We start from the raw sequence: 22,023 nt of genomic DNA, 5'->3' as shown, positions 1-22,023 counted from the left end.
GTCGGGTGGGTCAGGAGTCCTCGGGCCCGTACCAGAGCGTGGTCGGGTTGGTGAACTCCCGGATGCCCAGCCCGTCCAGCTCCCGGCCGTAGCCGGAGCGCTTGATGCCGCCGAACGGGAAGGCGGGGTGCGAGGCGGTCATACCGTTGAAGTACACCCCGCCGGCCTGCAGATCCCGGGCGAGCACACCCTGCTCGCCCGGGTCGCGCGTCCACGCGTTCGAACTCAGGCCGTACGGCGTGTCGTTGGCGATCGCGACCGCCTCGGCGAGGTCCGCCGCCCGGTAGAGCGTGGCGACCGGTCCGAAGCACTCCTCGTGGTGCACCCGCATGGCCGGGTCGATGTCCGTGAGCACGGTGGGCTCGTAGAACCAGCCCTCACCGAGCCCCTCGGCCAGCCCCTCCGGCCGCCGCCCGCCGCACAGCACGCGGGCGCCCTTGCCCCGCGCGTCCTCGACCTGCTCCTCCAGCTCGTCGCGCCCCTGCTCGGTGGCCAACGGGCCGACGTCGGTGTGCTCGTCCATCGGGTTCCCGACGCGCAGCGCGCGCATCCCCTCCACGAACGCCCGCTCGAACTCGGCGAAGACCGCCTCGTGCACGATGAACCGCTTGGCGGCGATGCAGGACTGACCGTTGTTCTGCACCCGTGCCCGGACGGCCACTTGGGCCGCCTTGGCGACGTCCGCCGAGGGCAGCACCAGGAACGGGTCGCTGCCGCCGAGTTCCAGCACGCACTTCTTGAGCTGCTCCCCCGCCACCGTCGCGACGGACTGACCGGCCCCCTCGCTGCCCGTCAGCGTGACCGCGGCGACCCGGTCGTCCCGGATCACCTCCGCGACCTGCCCCGAGGCGATCAACAGGGTCTGGAAGCAGCCGGCTTCATAGCCCGCGTGCGCGAACAGCTCCTGCAGGTAGAGCGCGGTACGCGGCACGTTCGACGCGTGCTTGAGCAGCAGCACGTCGCCCGCCATCAGCGCGGGCGCAGCGGCTCGGATCACCTGCCACAGCGGGAAGTTCCACGGCATGACCGCCAACACCGGCCCCAGCGGCCGGAACCGGACCCGCACCCCCGCCGCGCCGCTGTCGGCCACGTCCGCGGCGTCCGGGATCTGGTCGGCGAGCAGTCCGGCCGCATGGTCGGCGAACCAGTGCATCGACTTGGCGCACTTGTCGACCTCGGCGCGCGCCTGGACCAGCGGCTTGCCCATCTCAGTGACCATCGTGGCGGCCACCTTCTCCCGATCGGCGGTGAGCCGGTCGGCGGCGCGGCGCAGCAGCTGCGCCCGGTGGTCGAACGGGGAGGTCCGGTACTGCTCGAACGCCTCGGCCGCGCGCCGCAACCGCTCCTCGACGCCCTGGGCGTCGAGCGGCGGGAAGGTGGCCAGCGTTCGTCCGGTGGCCGGGTCGACGGTCGCGATCGCCATGACGGTCCCCTCACTTCACTGTCGTCGTCGACTGGTGTGACGGTGTTGACTGCCTTGACTCTCGGCCAGGACGGGTGCGTCTGCAACCGGTCGGCACACCGATTCTGGTCGTCCTGCGCATGCGTGCGGCGGCGAGCGCGGGGCACTCGCCGCCGGGGACGGTGCTCGCGGCTCAGTGACCGTAGAGGTGGCGGTGGGTCCGCGCGCCGACCGCGGTGGCCGCCGCGGCGGTCGGGGCGGGCGTCTCACCCTCGGAGGTCACCGGTTCCGCCATCGTGTCGTCGTCGGCCGCAGCCGCGCCGGCCGTGTCGCGGCGGGCAGCGTGGCGCCGCGCCTCGCGCATCCGGGTCCGGCGACGCCGGGACAGCATCCCGCCCGCCCCCATCATGGCCAGGCCGAGGCAGAAGATCAGCGCCAGGGCCAGGCCGGAAAGGAAGATCTCCAGGCTGTTCATGGTGGCGATGGTGTTACCGAGGACCGTCACGTGGTAGTCGGGCCCGCCGGACAGGTTGTCCGCGATGAGCAGGCCGGTGAACGCCCCGGTGGCGGCGAGCAGCAACAAGCCGAGCAACAGCATTCCGGGCTCCTTCCTCGTCTGGTTCCCATCGGCGTCTGACCCGTCCACCGCCTGGCAAACGCGCGGCGCACGGGCTTCCCGGGCGCAGGAACGGGTAGGGGGTGATGTGGACGCCCCGACGAGGGACGGCCCCGCGCGGCCTGTGCCGCCGCGGGCGCCTACCACCGGAGGAACAAGCTCCATGCCCCGTTCGCGACTGCCCGCGACCGATCGCGACCCGACCGGACCGACCGAACCGTCGGATCCGCCGGTCCCGACCGTTCCGGCTCGGCTCCCCTCACCGCACGCCGTCGAGACCGAGGACGCCCGCGCGCTCTCCCGCGCGCTCTTCCTCCGACTGAGCGAGCTGGAGGAGGGCACCACGGAGTACTCGTACGTGCGTAACACGCTCGTCGAGCTGAATCTCGCGCTGGTGCGCTACGCCGCAGGCCGGTTCCGGCACCGCACCGAGCCGGCGGAGGATCTGCTCCAGGTCGGCATCGTCGGGCTGATCAAGGCGATCAACCGGTTCGACCCGGCGCGCGAGGTGGAGTTCTCCACCTTCGCGCTGCCCACCATCGCCGGCGAGCTCAAGCGGCACTTCCGGGACACGAGCTGGTCGGTGCGGGTCCCCCGGCGCCTGCAGGAGCTGCGGCTGCGCCTGGCCAAGGCCACGGAGGAGCTCGAACAGGAGCTGGAGCACGAGCCGACCGACGTGGAGCTGGCCGAGCACCTGCACGTGAGCCCGGAGGAGATCGCCGAGGGCCGGGTGGCGGGCAACGCCTACACCGCCGGCACCCTGGAACCCCCCGACGAGACCGAGGCCGAAGGCCCGCAGGGCCGCCGCCTCGGATACCTCGATCCGGCCCTCGACGAGGTCGAGGACGTGGAGACGCTCCGCCCGCTGATCGCGGCCCTGCCGGAACGCGAGCGGACCATCCTGGCGCTGCGCTTCACCGGCGAGCTGACCCAGGCCGAGATCGGCGCGCGGCTGGGCATCTCGCAGATGCACGTCTCCCGGATCCTCTCCCGCGTCCTGGCTGATCTGCGCGCCGCGCTGCTCGCCGACGAGTGAGATCTCTTCCTGATCAGTGCGGACGCAGGCTGCCCCAGCCGCCCGCCGGGGTGAACCGGTCGTGCATCCGCTCGCGGAAACTCTTCTCCCCTGGCCGGAAGTGGTCCTCCGGCGGCTTGGTGCCGGCGGGCGCCTGCGGCGTGGTCCGGCCGCGCCGGCGGATCTCCCGCGCCTTCACACCCATCTCGTCCAGCTCCGCCTGCGACACGGCCGCCCGGACGAGCGGGAAGATCCGTGCCTCCTCCCACGACATGTGTCCGGTCAGGTGCTCCTGCAGCACCGCGAACTCGCGCGTGAACACCAGGTCGTCGGCCTTGAGCTGCCCGAGCAGCCGCAGCGCCGCCTCCGCCCGCGCGTGGTCGTCCCGCCCGACGTGCGAGAGTCCACCCTCCGCGTCCTCGGGGAGCCGCTGCACCAGGGGGTAGAGGCACTCCTCCTCGATCACCCCGTGCCGCACCATCACCGGCACGGCCTGGTCCATCTGCGCCTTCCGGTCCGGGTCCCCGATCGGGATCCCCTGGACGGCGCCGAACAGCAACCGGATCTTCTCGTGCTCGGCCTCGAGCTGGTCCAGCAGGTCACCCTCGTCGACATGTCCACCACGCCATCCGATGGCGCCGGACCAGTCCAGCCGATAGTGCGTGTCAGTCATCGGATCCGCCCTCGTTCCTCGGCCCCGACGCCACCGCGCGACCCCTCCGCCAGAACGGTCTCCCGGCGCACGTCTGCTCCCCACCAGACTCCGCCATTCCGCTCTCGGGCGCACGCGATGCCGGAGGCGGGCCCGCTCAGTTCCGGATCTCGACCACCCGCGCCCACGACGGTGGCGGACCCACCAGGGCATCGGAGTCCTCGTCGTACCGCGGCCGGCCGAAGAGGCCCACCACCGTTCGGCAAGGGGGCCGGCGGCTCGGCCACGGGGTCTGGCCGTCGGTGAGCGCGACGACCACGTCGGGGCGGGGGTGGGCCCGGAGCGCACGGTCGAAGCCAGCCCGCAAATCGGTGCCGCCGCCTCCGATCAGCGGGATGCCCTCCGCCTTGCACAGCGGGTGCGCCACGGTGGCTGCGGCGTCGCAGGGGACGACGGTGACGAGATCACGGCGCCCGCCGACCGCGCGGCAGATCGCGGCGACCTCGCGCAGGGCGGCGCCGAGTTCCGCGTCGCTGACGGAACCCGAGGTGTCGATGACGACGGCGACCCTCGGCGGTGTCCGGCGCAGGCTGGGCAGGATGATTCCGGGCAGGCTCGCGGCGCGGCGAGCAGGTCGTCCGAAGCTGTAATCGCCGCCCGCTCCCCCGCCGGATGCCGACGCCCGCAGTGCCGCGCCGAGCAACTCGCGCCAGGGCTGCGGCGGTTGGAACGCCTCCTCGGCCCAGCGGCGCCAGCTCCTCGGGACCCTGCCCGGCCTGGCGGTGATGCCCTGGGCCACGCGGAACCGCACGGCGTCGCGCTCCTGCTCGCTCAGCCCGTGGGCCCCGTCCGGGCCGAGGTCCCAGGGGCGGTCGAGGCCGTCGGCTCCGCTGCCACAGTCGAGCCAGGCCAGGTCCCTGGGGAAGGATCCGAGCCGCAGGTGCGGCAGATAGTCCTCCATCAGCCAGTTCTCCGGGAGGTGCGCCATACCCGACTCGACGGCGCCCTCCGGGCGGACCAGCCCGTCGCCGAACGCGTCGTCGTTGATCTCGAAGTCGGCGGCGATGTTCATGCGCAGCCGCTCCGCGGGGCCGGTCAGACCGTGGGTACGGGCATACCGGTCGCTGCGGCTGTGATGGTCGCGGAGCAGGTGGGAGACCTCGTGCACCCAGACCGCCGCGAGCTCCGCCTCGGATGCCCGGGCCACGAAGGCCGGCGAGGCGTAGCAGCGCCAGTGCCGGTCGACCGCCATCGTGGGGGTGCGCCTCGACTCGACCACCTGCAACGCGAACAGCGCCGTGGCCAGGTAGGGCCGGACACGCGCCGCATAGAGCCTGGCGACGAGGAGCTTGTCGAGGTCGAGGAGGAGCCGTGTCGTCTCGCCCTGCCTCGGGCCCGCGCTCATCGGCCCGCCTCGCTCTTCGGCCCGCCGCTCGCCACGGCGGCGGCCACGCGGTCCGCACGGCGGGAGAGGGAGACCGCGCCGGCCAGCGCCTCGATCGCCGGCGGAATGTTCCAGCCCTCCCGCCGGAGGGAGGCGAGGGTGGTCGCCGGGACGACCACCAGGTCCGGCGCTCCGGTTTCCACGGCCCGGACGAGCAGGGTCCACGCCGCGTCCCAGCGCGCCGGCTCGGGACGCCGACGGACCGCGGCGACCACGCCGTCGAGCACGGCCTGGCGCAGGTCACCTCGTTCCGGCAGGACAGCGGCGTGGGGGTCTGCGAGGAGCGTCTCGGCGTCGGGGAGGTCCATCCGATCCATGCTCACCAGCAGCTCCAGTCCGGGGCCGTCCCCGACCGTGCCCCGGACCAGGAGGGAGAGCACATCCCTGGATGAACCGGCCGCAGTCGCGAAGGCGATCAGCCGCAGCGTCATCTCCCAGCTGCGCGGGGAGGGCCAGGCACCGCCCCGGCCGGTCTCGTTCTCGGGCAGTCGGTGCACCAGTCCAGGCCGCACGGAGAGCAGACCGCACACCGCCCGTCGCGCGAGGGCCACCGCCTGCGGCAACCGGTCCGGGTCGAGCCGCGGGAGCGTGGCGCGCGGCCAGGTCCCGCCCAGTCCGCGGACCACGACCTCGTGGTCGTGCGTCCACTGCAGGTGGACGAAGCGGTTGGCCAGCGGCGGGCTGAGTTCCCAACCGTCGGCGGCCGAGGCGCGCGGGTTGGCGGCCGCCACGATCCGCACCCCGGGCGGCAGTTGCAGGGAACCGATGCGCCGCTCCAGAACCAGCCGGAGCAGCGCGGCCTGGACCGCGGGTGGTGCCGTGGAGAGCTCGTCGAGGAACAGCAGGCCCTTTCCGGCCCGCACCAGGCGGACCGCCCAGTCGGGCGGGGCCAGGGGCACGCCCTGCCGCGCGGGATCGTCGCCGACGACAGGCAGCCCCGAGAAGTCGGACGGCTCATGGACGCTGGCGATGACGGTGGTCAACGGCAGTTCCAGCGCCTGGGCGAGCTGCGTGAGCGCGGCGGTCTTGCCGATGCCGGGCTCACCCCACAGCAGCACGGGCAGGTCCGCGGCGACAGCGAGCGTCAGCGCCTCAAGTTGCTGGTCGGGGCGGGGCTCCGTGGTGCTGTCCGTGAGCAGGGTCAGCAGCTGGGCGGCTACGTCGAGTGGGGAAGGGACAGGGGCGGACATGACCATGTGATCACCTTTGGATTGGTCGAAAGGGGTATGCGCGGACGCGGCGGTTCGTCAGCGGGCGATGCCGTAGCGCGGCCGGGAACGCAGGAAGCGGCGCGCGGGGACGTCGCGACGCGGTGGCCGTGGCGCGTTCTTGGTCCGGGAGGCGATCAAGCCCGCCCGATAGAGCCCGTGGTCGATCCGGCGCAGAGCGGCTTCGGCGAGTTCGTCGCGCAGCGCGCCGTCACGCAGCACCGCGTCGGGTCCGAGCAGAGCCTCCACAACGTCGATCGCGCCTGCGAGGTCGCCGTGGTCAAGGCGCCCGCGCACGTCGTCGAGGCAGTCCGGGCCGCGGTGCACGAGGTCGATGGTCCGCAGGCAGGGCAAGGGCGGGCCGCCGAGCGCGATCAGCAGTTCCTCACGACGCAGTTCGTCGGGGTCGTGGTCGAGCGGCGACAGCACGCCGTCGACCACGGCGATCCGGTGCCGGGAGCCACGGCACTCGACGATCTGCTGCCCCGGTGCCTTCTCGGCGCCGGCCCGGGGACCCGCGGACTTGTGACCCGGCGCCAGGGCCGAGGCCACGAACGGGTGCAGCGCGTCGGCGTCGACCAGTCCGGCGCGCAGCAGCGCCAGATCGGGTGGCGTCCAGATCGACGCGTCCGGGAGCAACGGAAGCCCGGCCTCCCGCGAACGCGCCGACGCGGACAGGACCGGCGGCGTCCCCGAACCGGTGGCCGTGTCCAGGACGAGCAGGCGGCGCGATCCGATCCGCACACCGACGCGACCACGGGCGTCGCGCGGTCCGTCCTGCGGCCCGAAAGGCGCGCCGTTCCACGACGAACCCGCCTCGGCCCGCAGCAGGATCGCCGCCTCCGCAGCCCACCGCTCGGGGCCTTCCGGGTCGGCAAGCTCCGCTCCGCTGCGAGCCCGCAGCTCATCGGTCCGCCGGACGTCCCACAGGTGCCGATGCAGATCAAGGCGGAACCGGCGGCCGGGTCTCGGGTGCGGATGCAGCCCGACGTCCGCCAAGGGACGCGTCGGGTCCCAGATCGCCAGACTGAACCGCTGCCCCGCGTCCGCCCAGCCGGGTGAGGTCCGGGCCACCAGATGGAGCGGCGGCCCGGCGTCGGGCCGCGCGTAGCACGCCAGACCGACCGTCAGGCCGGGCCGGAGCAGGCCGTCGGGAACGATGCGCGGCATGTGCCACCGCAGCAGGTCGGGCGCGAGATGTCGCAGGTCGTCACGGATCTGCGCCGCGACGTCGCTCCCATGACGCGATGCCACCGTCCGGAGGTTGAGGTCGACGTCGACACGGGCCGCGGCACACGCGCCGCCCCAGTCGCCGGCCGCACGCCGGGCGCCGGCCGTCTCGATCATCGAAGGCGGCACGGCGAACTCGCGCACACGCCGCCACAGCTGGAGCCACCGCGAGGGCGGCGGGAAGTCCCCGTACGCAGGTTGAGTGGCCATCAGCACTCACCTTGCGTGGACGGGACCCCCATTCTGTCGTCAGCAGGAGTTTTCATCGCGCAGCAGGCTAGCGCCTCGACGACGCCCCCTCCAACGATTTTCCGCTCTCGGGCGCACGCGAGGGGGTCTTGCGTCCGCGGGCCGGTGCGGCCTAGTCTGCCGAACATGTTCAGTGAACACGTTCAGTCTCGCGCGGAGCGGCGGGAGGGGACGCGGAGGAAGGTGCTGGCGTCGGCCGAGCGGCTGTTCCGGGAGCAGGGGTTCGGGGCGACGACGGTGCGGCAGATCGCGGCGGACGCGGAGGTGAGCACCGGGACCGTGATGGCCGTCGGCGACAAGGACGCACTGCTTGTCGCGATCTTCGACGGCTGGATCGGCGCCGTGCACCGCGAGCGCGGCGGGGCGCTCGCGCAGAGCGACGGGGCGCTCACGCCCGCCGCGGCCGTGCAGGAGCTCATGGCGCTGGTCGCGCCGTTCATCACGTACTTCGAGAGCGACCGGGAGCTGTCCCGGGAGTACGCGGCGATCATCGTGCGCGGGTCGCACACGTCGGAGGTCTTCGTGGACCTCGCGCTCGCCCTGCTGACCGAGTTCACCTCGGTCCTGTCACGCGCCGGGCTGAGTGCGGCCGACGCGGGGCGCGGGGCGCAGGCCGTCTACTTCGCCTATCTCGGGCTGCTCATGACGGCCTCTCACGGCGTGCTGGACGAGCAGGCCGCGGTTGCGCAGTTGCAGGAGATCGTCCGATTCGTCGTCCGGCAGGATCAGGAAGGGAAACGGGAATGACGAGCACGCCGCAACTCTGGTGGCCCACGGCGATACTGGCGGTGGTGCTGCTCTCCGACGCGGTGATGTCGGTGCGCCCGCCCGCCTTCATCCAGCAGTGCCTGACCGGCGTGGGGTTCCCGCGCGAGTGGTGGTGGACGCTGGTCGTGATCAAGGTGCTGGCCGCCGCCGGGCTCGTGGTCGGGCTCAGGTACGCCGGCGTCGGCGTGACCGTCAACGCAGCCGTGGTCGCCTACTTCCTGTGCGCCGCCTACGCGCACTTGCGGGCGCGCTACCTCAGGACGGAGTTCTGGTTGAACTGCCTGGGCATGCTGGCGCTTTCGGCCGCCGTCCTGCTCGTCTCCTACGCGTGAACCACTACGCACAGCCTCAGGAGAGCGGTCCGAGCGACTCCTGGGACTCGATGAGCCCCAGGTCGCTGGGGGCTTCTCCCTCACCCAGGACGCGGGCGGCCTGGCGGGCGCGGAGGTCGAGGTGGGCCTCGGCGGGCCTGGGGTAGCCGTGGCGGGCGCGCGCCTCGGCGGGCGTCAGCACCTCCTCGTGACGCGGCGTCATGCCGAGCTTCATCGGGGCGACGACCGGAACGGTCGAGGGCGAGATCCGGCCCAGCAACAGCAGTTCCAGCCGGGGGCTGAGGTGCACGGCCGCGAAGGAGACGCGCATGACGGGCACGATGAGCGCGTCGAGCAGGCGGGACTGCCGGATCCCGGCCAGCTCGCGCATCCAGCGCGGCATCGTGGCGATCGTGGCGATCCGCTGTGCCTTGGCGACGGCCAGGCTGGCCGGCTTCGCCCACAGCGGTGTCGGCGGCAGCACGAGTTCGGTCCGCAACAGGTGCTCCATCGCCTGACGGGCGATGGGGCTGGCGGACAGCTGCGGGCGCATCCGCTCGAAGTAGGCCCGCACGCCCTCGCGGCTGCGCGGGACGTCGGCGGGGGAACAGGTCTGCAGCTCGGCGGCGGTCGCGCAGGCCTCCCAGTACTCCGCCTCCTCCGCGGCGGTGAGCCTGCCCGGGCCGTAGCGCTCGTAGGCGTAGAGGATCGAGTGCCAGCCGGTCAGCTGGATCCACAGCTGCGAGTCGGGGTCGTTGGCGTCGTAGGTCCCCTCGCTGTAGGGGAGCCGGCCGATCGCCTTGGAGTGGACCTTGACCAGCACGTCCGCCGCCTTGCACACCTCCCGCGTGCCGGCGAAGGCCACCATCGCGAAGTAGCGCAGGGTCCGGTCGTAGCGGGTGCGGGGCCGCTCGTAGATGCCCTGGGTCCCGTGGACGGCGGCCACCAGCGGCGGGTCGAGCTCCTCGACGACCACGGCGCGCTGGAAGCCCACCGTCAGCGAGGTCGGGTAGCTCCAGACCTTCCACACCACCGAGCCGGGACCGAAGAAGCCGTAGTCCTCGTGCGGTTGGATCTCGCCGCGCTGCGATCTGGCCATGCTGCCGCTCCTCGTGCCACCCATGAATACGACACTGCTGTCGTAAATTAAGACACGTCTGTCGTAAACTGCCAAGGTGTCCGCGACTTCCTCATCGAACGCCCGGCCGCGCCAGCGGCGTCCCTACGCCCCGCGCGTCCCGATCGAGGAACGACGCGAGCAGCTCCTGGACGCGGCCCTGGCCGTGATCGTGGACGACGGCTTCGACCGGGTCTCCATCGACGCCGTCGCGAAGCGGGCCGACGTCGCCCGGTCGGTCGTCTACGGCGCCTTCGAGAACCTCGGCGCCCTGCTCGGCGCCCTACTGGACCGCCAACAGGCGCGCGCTTACGGCCAGTTGATGGAGACGCTCGCAGACGGGGCCGAGCTGCGCGATCCTGCCGAGTTCGCCGCCGCGACGGTACGCCGGATGTCGGCCATGCTCCGCGCCGACCCGGACACCTGGCGGCTGATCCTGCTGCCCCCCGGCGCCATGCCGCCGATCGTCCTGGAGCGGATCGAGGCGGACCGGGCCCGGTTCCGCGACCACGTCGCCGAGTGGATCTCCGTCGCCCTGGCCGGCCGCGGCGTCACCGGCCTCGACCCGCAGGTCCTCGCCCACGCGCTCGTCGCCTGCGCGGAACACTTCGGCCGGCTGGCGCTCACCGATCCCGAGACCTTCGACCCGGCGCACCTGGTCGACCAGGTGCGCCTGCTGCTCCGCCTCGCGCTGCCGCCGCGGTGACAGCGCGGCGACGGCGCACGCGCCGTTCAGTGCTGGCTGAGCCGGTCCCAGCCGCTGATCGCGCGGTCCAGCCCGGTGAGGAACAGCTCCACGCCGACCGCCGCGAGGAGCAGGCCCAGCAGGCGGGAGCACATCTCGAGGGTGGTCGTGTGCACCTTGCGGAGCAGCCCGGTCGTCGCGACCATGCAGACCGCGTCGATCGCCGCCACGGCGACGAAGGACGCCACGACACTGGAACGCCAGCCCCAGCCCTCCCGGCTGAGGGACTCCACCAGGACCGCGGTCACGGCGAGCGGGCTGACCACGTACGGGAGCAGCAGCTGACGGAAGCCGGAGACCAGCGGGTGCATCTCGTCCGCCGCCTCCTCCGTGTCGGCGCCCAGGTGCATGCCGATCACCAGCCCGACCGCGTAGAGGAAGAAGATGATCCCGCCCGCCAACTCCAGTGACTCCGGGCTGATGTGGAAGAACTCCGTCACGTAGGGCGCGGTCCACGCGCAGAGCGCTCCCAGCACCGCTGAGGCCGCCGAGGCGACCAGCGCCACGCGGCGCGCCTCCGGCACGGTGCGCTCCCGCGCGACGTGGGCGAAGGTCAGCATGACCTTCGGCGGCCCCACGACCGCGAAGAACGTGACGAAGGTGCTGGTCACATTGATCGGCCCGGTGATCGAAGACATGGGCCGATGATCCCGTACCCCGGCCGGGACGCGGCGGAACGGCGCGGTCGGGGTCTTGACCCCTTTCCGTTTAACCGCTTCACTGAAGCGCATCAGTGAAGCGCATCACCATTCTGCCGGCCCCTCCGGCAGTCGCGCTCACGAGGTCGCGGGCAGCCACGGGACGGCGGTCAGCGGCCCGCTCCGCACACCCCCACCTGTGCCAGGAGGCGCTCCATGACGACCGAAGCAGCAGTCCACAGGGCCGCGACCGCCGGCAGACCCAAGGAACCTCTCACCCGGTTCCACCTGCGGGTGACCGCCACGACCTTCGGCGCGAACTTCTCCGACGGATACGCGCTGGGGGTGATCGGGGCCGTCCTGCCCGTGCTGTCCACCTCGATGCACCTGAACGGCGTCTGGCAGGGCCTGCTCGGCTCCTCCGCCCTGATCGGGCTCTTCTTCGGCAGCGTGATCCTCGGCCGGGTCGCCGACGCCATCGGCCGCCAGAAGCTCTACCTCTACAACTTCGTCCTGATCACGCTCGCCTCCGCCGCCCAGCTGTGGGCACACGGCCCCTGGAGCCTGTTCCTGCTGCGCCTGCTGATCGGATTCGGACTCGGAGCCGACTACGCCGTGGGCCCCACTCTCCTCGCCGAGTTCTCCCCCCGCCGCCTGCGCGGCCTGCTGCTGGGCTCCCTCACCGTCCTGTGGACCGTGGGCTACGTGCTGGCCAACATCCTCGGCACCTACATCTCCCTCTCCGACTCCTCCGCCCACCTGCTGCTGGCCAGCGGCGCGCTCCCGGCGGCGCTCGTCCTGGTGCTGCGGATCGGCACCCCCGAGTCGCCGAGCTGGCTGGCGAGCCGGGGCCGGAGCGGCGAGGCGGACGAGATCCGGCGCCGCTACCTCGGCGAGCAACCGGACCCCGGCCGCACGCCGGAGCAGCCCGCCGCGGCGCAGGTCACGCCGAGCTACTCCGCGCTGTTCGCCCGCGGTCAACGGCGCAACACCTGGTTCGGCGCGATCTTCTACAGCGCCCAGGTCCTGCCGTACTTCGCGATCTACACCTTCATGTCGACGATCCTCGCCTCGCTGCACGTCTCGGACGCGAACACGCAGAACACGGTCCTCAACCTGTTCCTGCTGCTCGGCGGCGTGGTCGGGCTGTGGCCGGTGCAGCGCATGGGGCGCCGGCCCTTCACGATCTGGACCTTCGCGATCCTGACGGTGTGCCTGGCGGCGATGGCCGGACTGAGCAACGCCTCCGGCCTCGTGCTGATGGTGCCGTTCGTCCTCTACACGTTCGTGATGTCGGCCGCGTCCAACATCACGCAGGTCTACCCGCCCGAGCTCTTCCCGACGGCGCTGCGCGGCGCCGGGGTCGGCTTCCTCAACGGCGCGAGCAGGGTCGCGTCGGCGGTCGGCACCTTCGTCCTGCCGATCAGCCTGGACCAGCTCGGGGCCGGCTGGTCGATGGCCTGGCTCGCCGGGGTGCTCCTGCTCGGCACCGTGGTCAGCATCGCCTGGGCCCCCGAGACCAAGAACCTGGTGACCACGGAAGGCCTCCACCACTGATGACCGCCCCGCACCCCGACGCCGTCTGCTTCGACGGCGCGTCCCTGACGGCGGATCAGGTGACCGCCCTGGCTCGCACCCTGCTCCCGGTCCACCTGGACCCGCAGGCCAGGGCGCGGGTGACCGCGGCCCGGTCGGCGGCGGTCCGGGCCACCGCGCGGCGGCCCGTCTACGGTCACTCCACCGGCGTCGGCGCCAACCGCACCACCGCACTGGACGAGGAGGCCACCCGCGCGTTCGGGCTGCGGCTGCTGCGCAGCCATGCCGGCGGCATCGGTCCGCTCGTCCCGGTCGAGCAGAGCCGAGCCATGCTGGCGGTGCGCCTCAACCAGCTCCTGGGTGCGGGGTCCGCCATCGACGGAGCCGTCGTCGACGCGCTCGCCCAGGCGCTGACCAGCGGCCACGTCCCCGAGGTCCACGCGCTCGGCTCGCTGGGCACCGCCGACCTGACCGCGCTGGCCGAGCTCGGCCTGACCCTCGCCGGCGAGCAGCCCTGGCAGCCCGGCGTCGGCCTCGGCGAGCCGCCCCGCCCGCTCGTGCTGAACTCCTGGGACGCGCTGCCGCTGCTGTCCAGCAGCGCTCTGACGATCGGTCAGGCCGCGCTCGCCGCCACCGATCTCCGTACGCTGCTGGACCGGCTGCCGCTCGTCGCGGCCCTGTCGCTCACCGCCGTCCGCGGCTCCTTGGAACCGTTTGCCGAGGCCGTCCACGCCCGTCGGCCCCACCCGGGCGCGCAGGAGGTCTCCCGACGCGTGTCGGGGCTGTTGGCCTGCGCCGACTGGAGCCCGTCGCTGGTCCAGGACCCGTTCGGGTTCCGCTGTCTGCCGCAGGTGCACGGCGCCGCGCTGGACGCGTGGAACGCGCTCGACCGCGTGCTGACGGTGGAGCTCAACGCCAGCGCGGAGAACCCGCTCCTGGACGGCGACGACTACTACCACCACGGGGGTTTCCACCAGGCGTCCCTGGCCCTGGCGTTGGACCAGATGCGGCTGGGTCTGCTGGGCACCGCGCAACTCACCACCGCCCGGCAGGGCGCGCTCAACGAACCGGCCTTCACCGGCCTGCCTCCGTTCCTGGCGGAGGCGGAGAACGGCAGCAGCGGCCTGATGATCACCGAGTACGCCGCGCACAGCGCCTTCGCCGAACTGCGGGGCACCGCGCAGCCGGTGACGCTCGGTCATACGGTGATCTCCCGGGGAGTCGAGGAACACGCCAGCTTCGCCGCCACGGCCGCGCGCCGTCTGACGGAGGCGGTGGACCACTTCCGCCTGATTCTGGCCTGCGAACTCGTGGCGGCCGTACGGGCTCTGCGCATGCAGGAGCGCACCGCGCCGGGCGACGGCGAGCTGTCCCAGTTCCACCACGCGGCCGCGGCCGTCCTCGACCCCGACCTCGCCGACCACAAGCTGACCGAGGACGTCCACTCGGCGGCGGCGCTGCTGCGCTCCGTCGATCTGGGCCTGCCGGACGCCACTCCGCCCGTCACGCCCGGCGTACCCGTCCAGCCTCGGTGACGCGGGTCAGGGCGCCGGGTCGGGGGGCCCGGCGATCGAGCCGCGCAGCTGCACCACCGGCGCCAGCACCTTGCGCCGGCTGCGCTTGCCCTCCTCGACGGCCTTCACGGTGCGCTCGACGACGAGGTCCAGCAGCTCGTCCACCGGCCAGCGGTAGCTGCTCAGCGGGGGGGTCAGCAACCGCGACAGGGGCTGGTCGTCGTAGCCGAGCACGGACACGTCGTCCGGCACGGTCAGGCCGAGGTCCTGCGCGGCGGCGTAGACGCCGTAGGCCATCGAGTCGCCCAGGCACAGGAAGGCGGTCGGGCGGTCCGGGCCGGTGAGCACCGTGCGGGCCACCTCGGTCGCGCCCTCCAGGTCGTAGGGCGAGGTGTGCACGGTCACCGCCAACCCCAGCGTGCCCGCCACCCGGCGGACCACCCCCTCGGCCGGCCGGTCCGGGGTCCCGGGCAGGCCGGGCGTCACGACCGCGATCGTGCGGTGCCCGGCCGAGGCGAGCCGACCGAGCGCGTCGGTCACCCCGAGGTCGTTGTCGAAGACGACCTCGGCTGCCGTGGTCGCCCCGGGGAGGCTGTCGCCGATGGAGATCAGCACGGTCTGCTGGGCGATCTGACGCCAATGCGCTGCGGCCGGGTCGACGGGCAGCACGATCAGCGCGTCCACCCGCTGCGCCGCCAGGTGCGCGGCCAGCTGGACCTCGAGCCGCGGATCGTTGGAGGAGTCGACGATCAGCGCGTGCCGGCCGGTGGCCAGCAGCCTGCGGCCCAGCGCGGCCGCCAGCCCCTGCTGCCAGACGTCGGCCAGCGACTCGCACAGCACCCCGACGGTGTCGGTGCGGCCGGAGGCCAGCGCCCTGGCGATCGGGTCGACGCGGTAGCCGAGGCGGTCCGCCGCCTCGCGCACCCGCTGCTGGGTCTCCGGTGGCACGTGCAGGCCGCGCAGGGCGTAGGAGACCGCGGCGGAGGACAGACCGGTGTCCTCCGCGATGTCGCGCAAGGTGACGCGTCGCTGACGATTGGGCACGCGAACAGCTTATGAGGTCGCGGTCCGGCCCGACGGACCTCCCCGCGTCCCGTCCCACCCGCGCGCACGGGAGGCCGCCGCTGACGGGGGGACAGCGACGGCCTCTGCTTCGAGAATACGCCCCCTCGGCCCACTGGGCGGGCGCGGCGGCGAATCCGACGTGAACGTTCGTGGTTCACCGCGGTCCCGAACGGCTCTGTGGGGGTGCGCGTCAGGCGGGGCGGGAGTTTCTTTGGGACATGACGGTGTCCTGGCCCCAGTACGGTCCGCTCCCCGGCGCACTGCTCTCCGCGCTCCTCCCGCTCCTGGCGATCCCACTGGTGACGCCCCAGCAGGCAACGGCCGCTCAGGCCGTTCCGCCGCAGGCGCCTGTGGTCTTCAGCGATCTGTTCAAGAAGGCGGACTGGGGCAGGCCCGGCGCCGTGTGGTGCCCGCGCACGTCCGCCTATCCGGACGGGCAGACCAACCCCGGAAACTCGAAGCTGGACAAGATCACGACGTCGTCGATGTCGATCGTCAAGGGCGGGGGTGTGCTGTTCCGCGCCCGACCGCTCACCCGCTCGCCGCTCGGTCAGTGGGCCACGGGTCTGCTCACGACCGAGCCCTGGGACGGCGGCCCCTGCGGAGGAAACGGGTTCATGGTGCAGCCCGACGACTTCGTGCTGGTTCATCTGCGTCTGCCCAACCGGACCGACGGCGGGGGCCACGCCGCCTGGCCCGGCGTGTGGACGTGGAAGGACGGCGACAACGAGGTAGACATCCTGGAGTGGCACAGCGAGGAACCCGGTGTCGCGGAGTTCGTCAACCATGTGGACGGCGACGTCGGCGCCCTGGTCCGGAACAAGCTCCTCGGCTTCGGCAAATGGGTCTATGTCGGCGCCCGGCTCGGCACGGACACCGTCACCTGGTACCTGGGCGACACGTTGCAGGACATGAAGGCCGTCTTCAGCGATCACAAGGGCGTGCCGGTCGACTGGCAGGCCTATCTGATCGTGAACCTCAGCGTCTCCGACCAGCCGGGTCGCGCGCCGAAGACCCTGACGCCCATCACCACCCAGATCGCCGGCGTACGGGTCTACCGCCCGATGGCACGGCCCGTAGGGCCGGTGACGCCCTGACACTCCCCTGGTTCACGCCGATCACCGTCCGAAGGAGAACATCATGCGCCGCGGCCTCGTCGGCCTCGTCTCAGCCCTGGCAGTCGTGTCGCCGCCCGCACTCGCGCTGGCCGCTCCGTTGCACGCCTCGGCCCAGCCACTCGTGTCCTGCACCGTCAGCTCCGCGGAGGACTTCAGCCCCGGCGTACAGACAGCGTCCCTCGCCCAGAGCGTCAGCGGGGGTCTGTCACGACCAGGACTGAGCACCGGCCCCGGCTGCACGGGTGCGCCGGACGGCATCGTGGACGCCCAGGCCACGCTGATCGGATCGGGCAAGGCCACCTGTCTCGCCGATCCGGCGCTGACCACGCTCGACCTGACCGGCACCATGGCGATCAGCTGGAACAAGGCCGACGGAGACACCGCCGGAACCTCCCGGGTCTCCTGGGCGGCGCATCAGGTGGACATGGGGAGCGTCGTGTTCGCCGGAACGGTCACGTCGGGGCTGTTCCGGGGAGCGGCCGTGACCGTGGCCGGCCTCTCGGCGAACGCGGTGACCAGCGTGACGGGCGGCTGCGCGGCGGGCTCGCCGCTCACGGGTGTCCGCACCACCGACACCTACCTCCGGCTCACGCAGGCGTGACCCGTCGGGGCGAACCGAGAGGAACCGCCGTGTCCGGGCAAGAGCCGGTCCAGGCCGAGGCGCCGCTCCTGCCGCCGGCCTTCCCCACCCCGCTGCTCTTCGCCCGACCGAGGTCGGGTCCCGGCCGGGCGAGGGCTCAGTACGGCAGCGGGCGACCTGACGGCGTGCGCAGGTCGAGCGGAGGCTGGGGGCGGCGCGGCGCCGCGGTTCGCTTGATCTGCTTGATGCCCGCCATGTCGATCTCCTCCTCGGTCGCCGGCCGATCCGGTAGAGGAGGATCTTTCCCCGGGAGCCTGGAGCGACACTCGAGAGCGCGGCGATCTTTCTCGGCGTGTGCGCCGCGGGGAGGCCTGATCTGACGGGAAAACACCTAGCTTGGGGGTTATGACCGAAGAAAGTCGGCCGGCGGAGCGGGCGGACGCGACCGGGCGTGGCACGAAGCCACCGGCGATGGTGGCCGAGAACCTGAAAGAGCAGCTCTACGCCACCCTGACCGTCATGGCGGTCACCCTCGGACTCACCCGGGCCGAACACCTGTCGCACGGCTCGGCCGCTCTCGCCGTCACGGCCACGGCGCTGGGGCTGTGGCTGGCGACCGTCATCGCCGACCAGCAGGCACACAACGTCGTCTACGGCGCGCTGGCGCGGGGCGCGGAGCTGCGCCGGCTGCTCTACGTCAGCGGTCCGCTGCTCGGCTGCGCGCTGACTCCGCTCCTGCTCATCGGGCTGTCGGCCCTGGGAGCTCTGTCCCTGACCGCCGCGCTCTACACCTCCACCTGGCTCGGGGCCGCCGCACTGTTCGTCTGGGGCTGCGCGGGCGGTCTGCGCATGGGCGCGAGCCGGTTGGCGGCCGTGGTCGTCGGACTGCTGGACCTCGGCGTGGGCGCGGTCGTGGTCGTGATCAAGCTGGCGTCCGGGCACTGACCGCCGCCCTGGCGGGGCACTGACCGGCCCCGGGCCCGGCCGGACGGCATTCCTTGACGCAGATGCCGTCCGACCGGGCGCCGGCTCAGTCGCGCAGTCGCTCGGAGTCGGCCGCGAGGATCTTGCGGACCTGCTCCAGCAGCGCGCTCGGGTCCTCCGGTTTGCGGCCCTCGTCGATGCCGCTGCCGCGCAGAGCGTCGGCGATCACCTTGAACTGGGCGTCCCACTCGTTCTGGTAGACCTGCTCGTGCTCCTCGGCCGCGTGCGACTGGCGCAGGCCAACGGTGAGGTCGACGACCTTTCCGATCAACGCGGTCATGGCGAAGGAGAACAGACCGATCATCAGCACGGCGACCAGCTGCTTGCCCAGCAGGCCCCAGCCGCCGCCGTAGAAGAGGCCCTTCTTGCCCGTCATCAGCCCCGTGGCCGCGAGTCCGGCCATCACCATGCCGAACAGGCCGCCCCAGCCGTGGATGCCGACCACGTCGAGGGTGTCGTCCACCCCGAAGCGGTACTTCCAACTGATGGCGAAGGCGCAGGTCAGACCGGCCAGGAAGCCGATCACCGAGGCCCACAGCGGGGTGAGGTCGCCGGCGGCCGGGGTCATCGCGACCATGCCGGTGACGGCGCCCATGCTGATGTCGAGCAGGCCCACCTGCCGGGTGCGCCACCAACTGGTCACCGCCCAGCCCGCCATGGCCGCTCCGGCGGCGAACTGGGTGTTGACGAAGGCCATCGGCGCCGCGCCCGGCACGCCGAGCGACGAGCCGGTGTTGAACCCGAACCAGCCGAACCAGAGCAGCGACAGCCCGACCACGACGAGCGGCAGGTTGTGCGGGCGGATCGGCTGGCGCTCGAAGTCCTTGCGCCGGCCGGCGACCGCCGCCAGGGCCAGGCCGGCCGCGCCGGAGGCGAGTTCGACCACGGTGCCGCCGGAGAAGTCGACCGCGCCCAGCTGCTTGGCCACCCAGCCGTCGGGCGAGAAGACCCAGTGCGCCATCGGCACGTAGACCAGCAGCGTCCAGGCGGAGGCGAAGACCAGCCAGCCCCGCATCTTCGCGCGCCCCGCCACCGAGCCGCTGATCAGGGCGACCGTGACGATGGCGAAGGACATGTGGAAGACGGAGAAGGTCACCGTCGGGACGGATCCGGTGCGACTGTCGAGGCCGACGCCGGTCATGAAGACGTGGTCGAAGGAGCCGATCACGCCGAGCCCGCCGGCGTCCTTGCCGAAGGCGAGGGAGTAGCCGACGGCGAACCAGAGGATGCTGACCAGCACCACGCAGCCGAAGCACATCTTGAGCATGGCGATGACCTGACTGGTCTTCACCATGCCGCCGTAGAAGAAGGCGAGGCCGGGTGCCATGAGCAGCACCATCGCCGCCGCCATGATCAGCCAGGCGGAGTTGCCCGAGTCGAAGAGCTGCGGCATCACTTCTCCTGCTCCCGCAGCTCCAGCAACCGCCGGAGCTCCGCCAGCAGTTCAGCGTCGACGCCGACGCCGAGGCCGCCCGTCGCAGCGGCCGCGGCCCGGCCCTCGGCCTCGCCCGCGCCTGTCGCGGCGACCGCGACCGGGACGGCCACGCGGGCCTGGATCAGGCGCTCGCGGATCTCGGCGATCGTCTCGTCGTCGTAAGCCTGCTCCTCCTCCGCGCCGGGGACGTGCTCGTACTCCTCCGCGGCACGGAAGCCGACGGTCTTCTCGATCGCCTTGGCGATCAGCCAGGTCACGCCGAAGGAGAAGGCCGCACAGACGACCACGCCGACGGCCTGACGCCACAGCAGGTCCACGCCGCCGCCGTAGAACAGGCCCTTCTTGCCGCTCATCTGGAAGGTGGCGAACAGGCCGATGCCCAGCACGCCGACGACACCGCCCCAGCCGTGCACGCCGACCACGTCGAGGGTGTCGTCGTAGCGCAGCTTGAACTTGAGGTTGATCGCGAAGGCGCAGACCACGCCCGCGACGAAGCCGATCAGCAGGGCGCCGGTCGGGGAGACCTCACCGCAGGCGGGGGTGATCGCGACCATGCCGGCCACGGCCGCCGAGGCGACGCCCAGCATCTCGACGTGGCCCAGACGCCATTTCTCGATCAGCGGCCAGCCCACCATCGCGCCGCAGGCGGCGAGCTGGGTGTTGAGGAAGGCCATCGGCGCCGTGCCGCCGGTCTCCAGCGCGGAGCCCGCGTTGAAGCCGAACCAGCCGAACCACAGCAGCGCCAGGCCGATGACGACCAGCGGCAGGTTGTGCGGACGGATCGTCTCGCGCTCGAAGTCCTTGCGCTTGCGGACCACGATGGCGACCGCGAGACCGGCCGCGCCGGAGTTGATCTCCACCGGCATACCACCGGCGAAGTCACGCGCGCCCAGGTGCGCGACGATCCAGCCGTCGGGCGCGAAGACCCAGTGGGCCATCGGCACGTAGACGAAGAGGGTCCAGGCGACGACGAACCAGAGCCAGCCGCGCATGGTGGCGCGGCCCGCGATCGAGCCGCTGATCAGGGCGACGGTGATGATGGCGAAGGCCATCTGGAAGGCGGAGAAGATGACGGTCGGGATGTTGCCGGTCAGGCTGGTCATACCGACGTCGTGCATCATCCAGTGGGCCGGGGTGCCGATCAGGCCCCAGCCGTTCACGTCCTTGCCGAACGCGAGGCTGTAGCCGATGGCCAGCCACAGCAGCGTGACCAGGGCCAGGCAGACGAAGCTCATCTTGAGCATGACCAGCACGTGTTTGGTCTTGACCATGCCGCCGTAGAAGAAGGCGAGGCCGGGGGTCATCAACAGGACCATGGCGGTACTCGCCATGAGCCACGCGGTGTTACCCGTATCGAGGTGGGAGGGCATCCGAGTCTCTCCGTCGGGGATCAGGACTTGCGCAGGACCGGCGCGGGCGCGCCGGTCAACAGTCGGCGGACGGCGTCCCAGGCGTGCCGGAGCGCCGCGCCGACGGTGGGTGAATCGCCGCCGAGGACGCGGAGCCAGGCTCCGCACTCGTCCGGCAGCACGCTCACCCCGAAGAGCAGCCCCCGGCCGTCGAAGGCACGCAGCGCGGTGTGCAGCGCGTCGGCGACCTCGGCGGCGGGGGCCAGCGGGGTGACGGCGTAGAAGGTGGACACCAGGTCGTGCCCGGCCAGCACGGCCGGGCCGGTGACGCCGCCGCCGCTCCGGCCGGGCGTCAGCCGGACGGTGTCCAGGGCGAGGAGCCGGCGGTCGGGGCGCCGGATCTCCAGGTCCGAGGCGAACACCTGGTAGGCGTTGCGCTCGCCGTGGGCCAGCCGGCCGGCCATCACGGTCTCCCCCGCGAGCACGGTGGCCGACGGGTCGGCGGTGATCACGGTCCGCTGGTAGAAGCGCGAGTCGCGGTAGGGGATGGTCGTGTCCGGCAGGTACTCGACGTAGGAGTCCTCCCCGGCGTGGAGGAAGACCTGCGCGGTGGCGTAGTCCGTGTCCATCCGGTGGATCCGGGTGGCGGCCTGGGTGGTCAGGTGGACGGCCGTGCCGGCGCCGCAGTGCAGGTCCATCCGGAGCCGGTCGGCCTGGACGACACCGCCGCCGGTGGACATCAGCAGCGCGACCGCGAGGTCGGGGCGTGCCGGGTCGAAGTACAGCGGCCGCATGATCTGCAGCGGCGACTTCTGGTAGTGGGTGACCAACTCGGTGCGGGGCCCGATGCGTTCGAAGCCCAGCTCCAGCAGACCGATCTTCCCGGGCCTGCCGACGCCCAGCGCCTTCGGCCGTCCCGCGAACCGCCGCACCTCGGCGGGGACGCGGGACGGCTCGTAGTGCGCGGGCACGAGCCGGTCCGGGCGCGCGGCCGGGCCGGCAGCAGCCGGGCGGGCGGCCGGGCCGGCAGCTGCCGGGCGGGCGGCC

21 protein-coding genes are annotated in these 22,023 nt (G+C 72.3%); 9 read left to right on the top strand and 12 right to left on the bottom strand.

Annotated features, from left to right (window positions below; all coding sequences use genetic code 11):
- Nucleotides 1–10: 10 nt before the first annotated feature.
- Nucleotides 11–1,423 (bottom strand): aldehyde dehydrogenase family protein, encoded by a 1,413-nt coding sequence (locus DN069_RS26320; protein WP_111504960.1) that lies wholly within the window; start codon nucleotides 1,421–1,423, stop codon nucleotides 11–13.
- Nucleotides 1,424–1,595: 172 nt separating this feature from the next.
- Entirely contained in the window at nucleotides 1,596–2,000 is a 405-nt protein-coding gene (locus DN069_RS41870) for a hypothetical protein (RefSeq protein ID WP_243639744.1), read from the bottom strand.
- Nucleotides 2,001–2,181: 181 nt separating this feature from the next.
- Between DN069_RS41870 and DN069_RS26310 the strand changes: the two genes are divergently transcribed.
- Complete coding sequence (locus DN069_RS26310) at nucleotides 2,182–3,054, top strand: SigB/SigF/SigG family RNA polymerase sigma factor (protein ID WP_111504958.1); 873 nt, start codon at nucleotides 2,182–2,184, stop codon at nucleotides 3,052–3,054.
- 13 nt (nucleotides 3,055–3,067) lie between these two features.
- On the opposite strand, the gene DN069_RS26305 is transcribed toward DN069_RS26310, so the two are convergent.
- From DN069_RS26305 to DN069_RS26290, 4 genes are all read right to left on the bottom strand, one after another.
- On the bottom strand, nucleotides 3,068–3,706 hold the full coding sequence (locus DN069_RS26305; RefSeq protein WP_111504956.1) for a hemerythrin domain-containing protein: 639 nt from the start codon (nucleotides 3,704–3,706) through the stop codon (nucleotides 3,068–3,070).
- Nucleotides 3,707–3,842: 136 nt separating this feature from the next.
- On the bottom strand, nucleotides 3,843–5,090 hold the full coding sequence (locus tag DN069_RS26300) for a vWA domain-containing protein (RefSeq protein WP_111504954.1): 1,248 nt from the start codon (nucleotides 5,088–5,090) through the stop codon (nucleotides 3,843–3,845).
- Entirely contained in the window at nucleotides 5,087–6,325 is a 1,239-nt protein-coding gene (locus tag DN069_RS26295) for an AAA family ATPase (RefSeq protein ID WP_111504952.1), read from the bottom strand. Before DN069_RS26295 ends, DN069_RS26300 begins: the two co-directional genes overlap by 4 nt.
- Nucleotides 6,326–6,376: 51 nt before the next feature.
- Nucleotides 6,377–7,777, bottom strand: a complete 1,401-nt coding sequence (locus DN069_RS26290) for a hypothetical protein (protein WP_111504950.1) — start codon at nucleotides 7,775–7,777, stop codon at nucleotides 6,377–6,379.
- A gap of 165 nt (nucleotides 7,778–7,942) precedes the next feature.
- Between DN069_RS26290 and DN069_RS26285 the strand changes: the two genes are divergently transcribed.
- Together DN069_RS26285 and DN069_RS26280 are read left to right on the top strand one after the other, a co-directional pair.
- On the top strand, nucleotides 7,943–8,563 hold the full coding sequence (locus DN069_RS26285; RefSeq protein WP_111504948.1) for a TetR/AcrR family transcriptional regulator: 621 nt from the start codon (nucleotides 7,943–7,945) through the stop codon (nucleotides 8,561–8,563).
- Nucleotides 8,560–8,916, top strand: coding sequence for a DoxX family protein (locus DN069_RS26280; RefSeq protein ID WP_111504946.1), 357 nt, complete (start codon nucleotides 8,560–8,562; stop codon nucleotides 8,914–8,916). Before DN069_RS26285 ends, DN069_RS26280 begins: the two co-directional genes overlap by 4 nt.
- 16 nt (nucleotides 8,917–8,932) lie before the next feature.
- Here DN069_RS26280 and DN069_RS26275 read toward each other — a convergent pair whose 3' ends face one another.
- On the bottom strand, nucleotides 8,933–9,994 hold the full coding sequence (locus tag DN069_RS26275; RefSeq protein ID WP_111504944.1) for an oxygenase MpaB family protein: 1,062 nt from the start codon (nucleotides 9,992–9,994) through the stop codon (nucleotides 8,933–8,935).
- Nucleotides 9,995–10,070: 76 nt separating this feature from the next.
- Here DN069_RS26275 and DN069_RS26270 point away from each other — a divergent pair, with 76 nt between their 5' ends.
- Nucleotides 10,071–10,718 (top strand): TetR/AcrR family transcriptional regulator, encoded by a 648-nt coding sequence (locus DN069_RS26270; RefSeq protein WP_111504942.1) that lies wholly within the window; start codon nucleotides 10,071–10,073, stop codon nucleotides 10,716–10,718.
- 26 nt (nucleotides 10,719–10,744) lie between these two features.
- Here DN069_RS26270 and DN069_RS26265 read toward each other — a convergent pair whose 3' ends face one another.
- Nucleotides 10,745–11,395: a MarC family protein gene (locus DN069_RS26265; protein WP_111504940.1), complete on the bottom strand. Its 651-nt coding sequence runs from the start codon at nucleotides 11,393–11,395 to the stop codon at nucleotides 10,745–10,747.
- A 216-nt stretch (nucleotides 11,396–11,611) separates the two neighbouring features.
- On the opposite strand from DN069_RS26265, the gene DN069_RS26260 reads away from it, so the two are divergent.
- Together DN069_RS26260 and DN069_RS26255 are read left to right on the top strand one after the other, a co-directional pair.
- Nucleotides 11,612–12,952, top strand: a complete 1,341-nt coding sequence (locus tag DN069_RS26260; protein ID WP_111504938.1) for an MFS transporter — start codon at nucleotides 11,612–11,614, stop codon at nucleotides 12,950–12,952.
- A complete protein-coding gene (locus DN069_RS26255) occupies nucleotides 12,952–14,466 on the top strand; it encodes an aromatic amino acid ammonia-lyase (RefSeq protein WP_111504936.1) in 1,515 nt (504 codons plus the stop codon). The genes DN069_RS26260 and DN069_RS26255 overlap by 1 nt, the downstream gene beginning before the upstream one ends.
- A 6-nt stretch (nucleotides 14,467–14,472) precedes the next feature.
- Here DN069_RS26255 and DN069_RS26250 read toward each other — a convergent pair whose 3' ends face one another.
- A complete protein-coding gene (locus DN069_RS26250; protein WP_111504934.1) occupies nucleotides 14,473–15,489 on the bottom strand; it encodes a LacI family DNA-binding transcriptional regulator in 1,017 nt (338 codons plus the stop codon).
- A gap of 239 nt (nucleotides 15,490–15,728) precedes the next feature.
- Here DN069_RS26250 and DN069_RS26245 point away from each other — a divergent pair, with 239 nt between their 5' ends.
- The 3 genes from DN069_RS26245 (at nucleotide 15,729) to DN069_RS26235 (ending at nucleotide 18,153) form a co-directional block, all read left to right on the top strand.
- Nucleotides 15,729–16,607 carry a LamG domain-containing protein gene (locus DN069_RS26245; RefSeq protein WP_111504932.1) on the top strand — a complete coding sequence of 293 codons (879 nt, stop codon included), beginning with the start codon at nucleotides 15,729–15,731 and terminating at the stop codon, nucleotides 16,605–16,607.
- 43 nt (nucleotides 16,608–16,650) lie between these two features.
- Complete coding sequence (locus DN069_RS26240) at nucleotides 16,651–17,229, top strand: hypothetical protein (RefSeq protein WP_111504930.1); 579 nt, start codon at nucleotides 16,651–16,653, stop codon at nucleotides 17,227–17,229.
- 384 nt (nucleotides 17,230–17,613) lie between these two features.
- Nucleotides 17,614–18,153, top strand: a complete 540-nt coding sequence (locus DN069_RS26235) for a hypothetical protein (RefSeq protein ID WP_243639741.1) — start codon at nucleotides 17,614–17,616, stop codon at nucleotides 18,151–18,153.
- Nucleotides 18,154–18,238: 85 nt separating this feature from the next.
- On the opposite strand, the gene DN069_RS26230 is transcribed toward DN069_RS26235, so the two are convergent.
- Genes DN069_RS26230 through DN069_RS26220 form a run of 3 tightly spaced genes read right to left on the bottom strand, consistent with a single transcriptional unit; the run spans nucleotide 18,239 to nucleotide 21,947 of the window.
- Nucleotides 18,239–19,585, bottom strand: a complete 1,347-nt coding sequence (locus DN069_RS26230) for an ammonium transporter (protein ID WP_111504926.1) — start codon at nucleotides 19,583–19,585, stop codon at nucleotides 18,239–18,241.
- The gene (locus DN069_RS26225; protein ID WP_111504924.1) at nucleotides 19,585–20,997 is read right to left on the bottom strand and encodes an ammonium transporter; all 1,413 of its coding nucleotides are present in this window, start codon (nucleotides 20,995–20,997) and stop codon (nucleotides 19,585–19,587) included. Before DN069_RS26225 ends, DN069_RS26230 begins: the two co-directional genes overlap by 1 nt.
- Before the next feature lie 20 nt (nucleotides 20,998–21,017).
- Nucleotides 21,018–21,947 carry an urease accessory protein UreD gene (locus DN069_RS26220; protein WP_111505060.1) on the bottom strand — a complete coding sequence of 310 codons (930 nt, stop codon included), beginning with the start codon at nucleotides 21,945–21,947 and terminating at the stop codon, nucleotides 21,018–21,020.
- Between the last annotated feature and the right edge of the window lie 76 nt (nucleotides 21,948–22,023).

Source organism: Streptacidiphilus pinicola, assembly GCF_003258295.1.
In the GTDB taxonomy this organism is placed as follows: Bacteria; Actinomycetota; Actinomycetes; order Streptomycetales; family Streptomycetaceae; genus Streptacidiphilus; species Streptacidiphilus pinicola.
The sequence above is the reverse complement of the archived record's forward strand: the minus strand, read 5'-3'. Positions and strand labels throughout refer to the sequence as shown.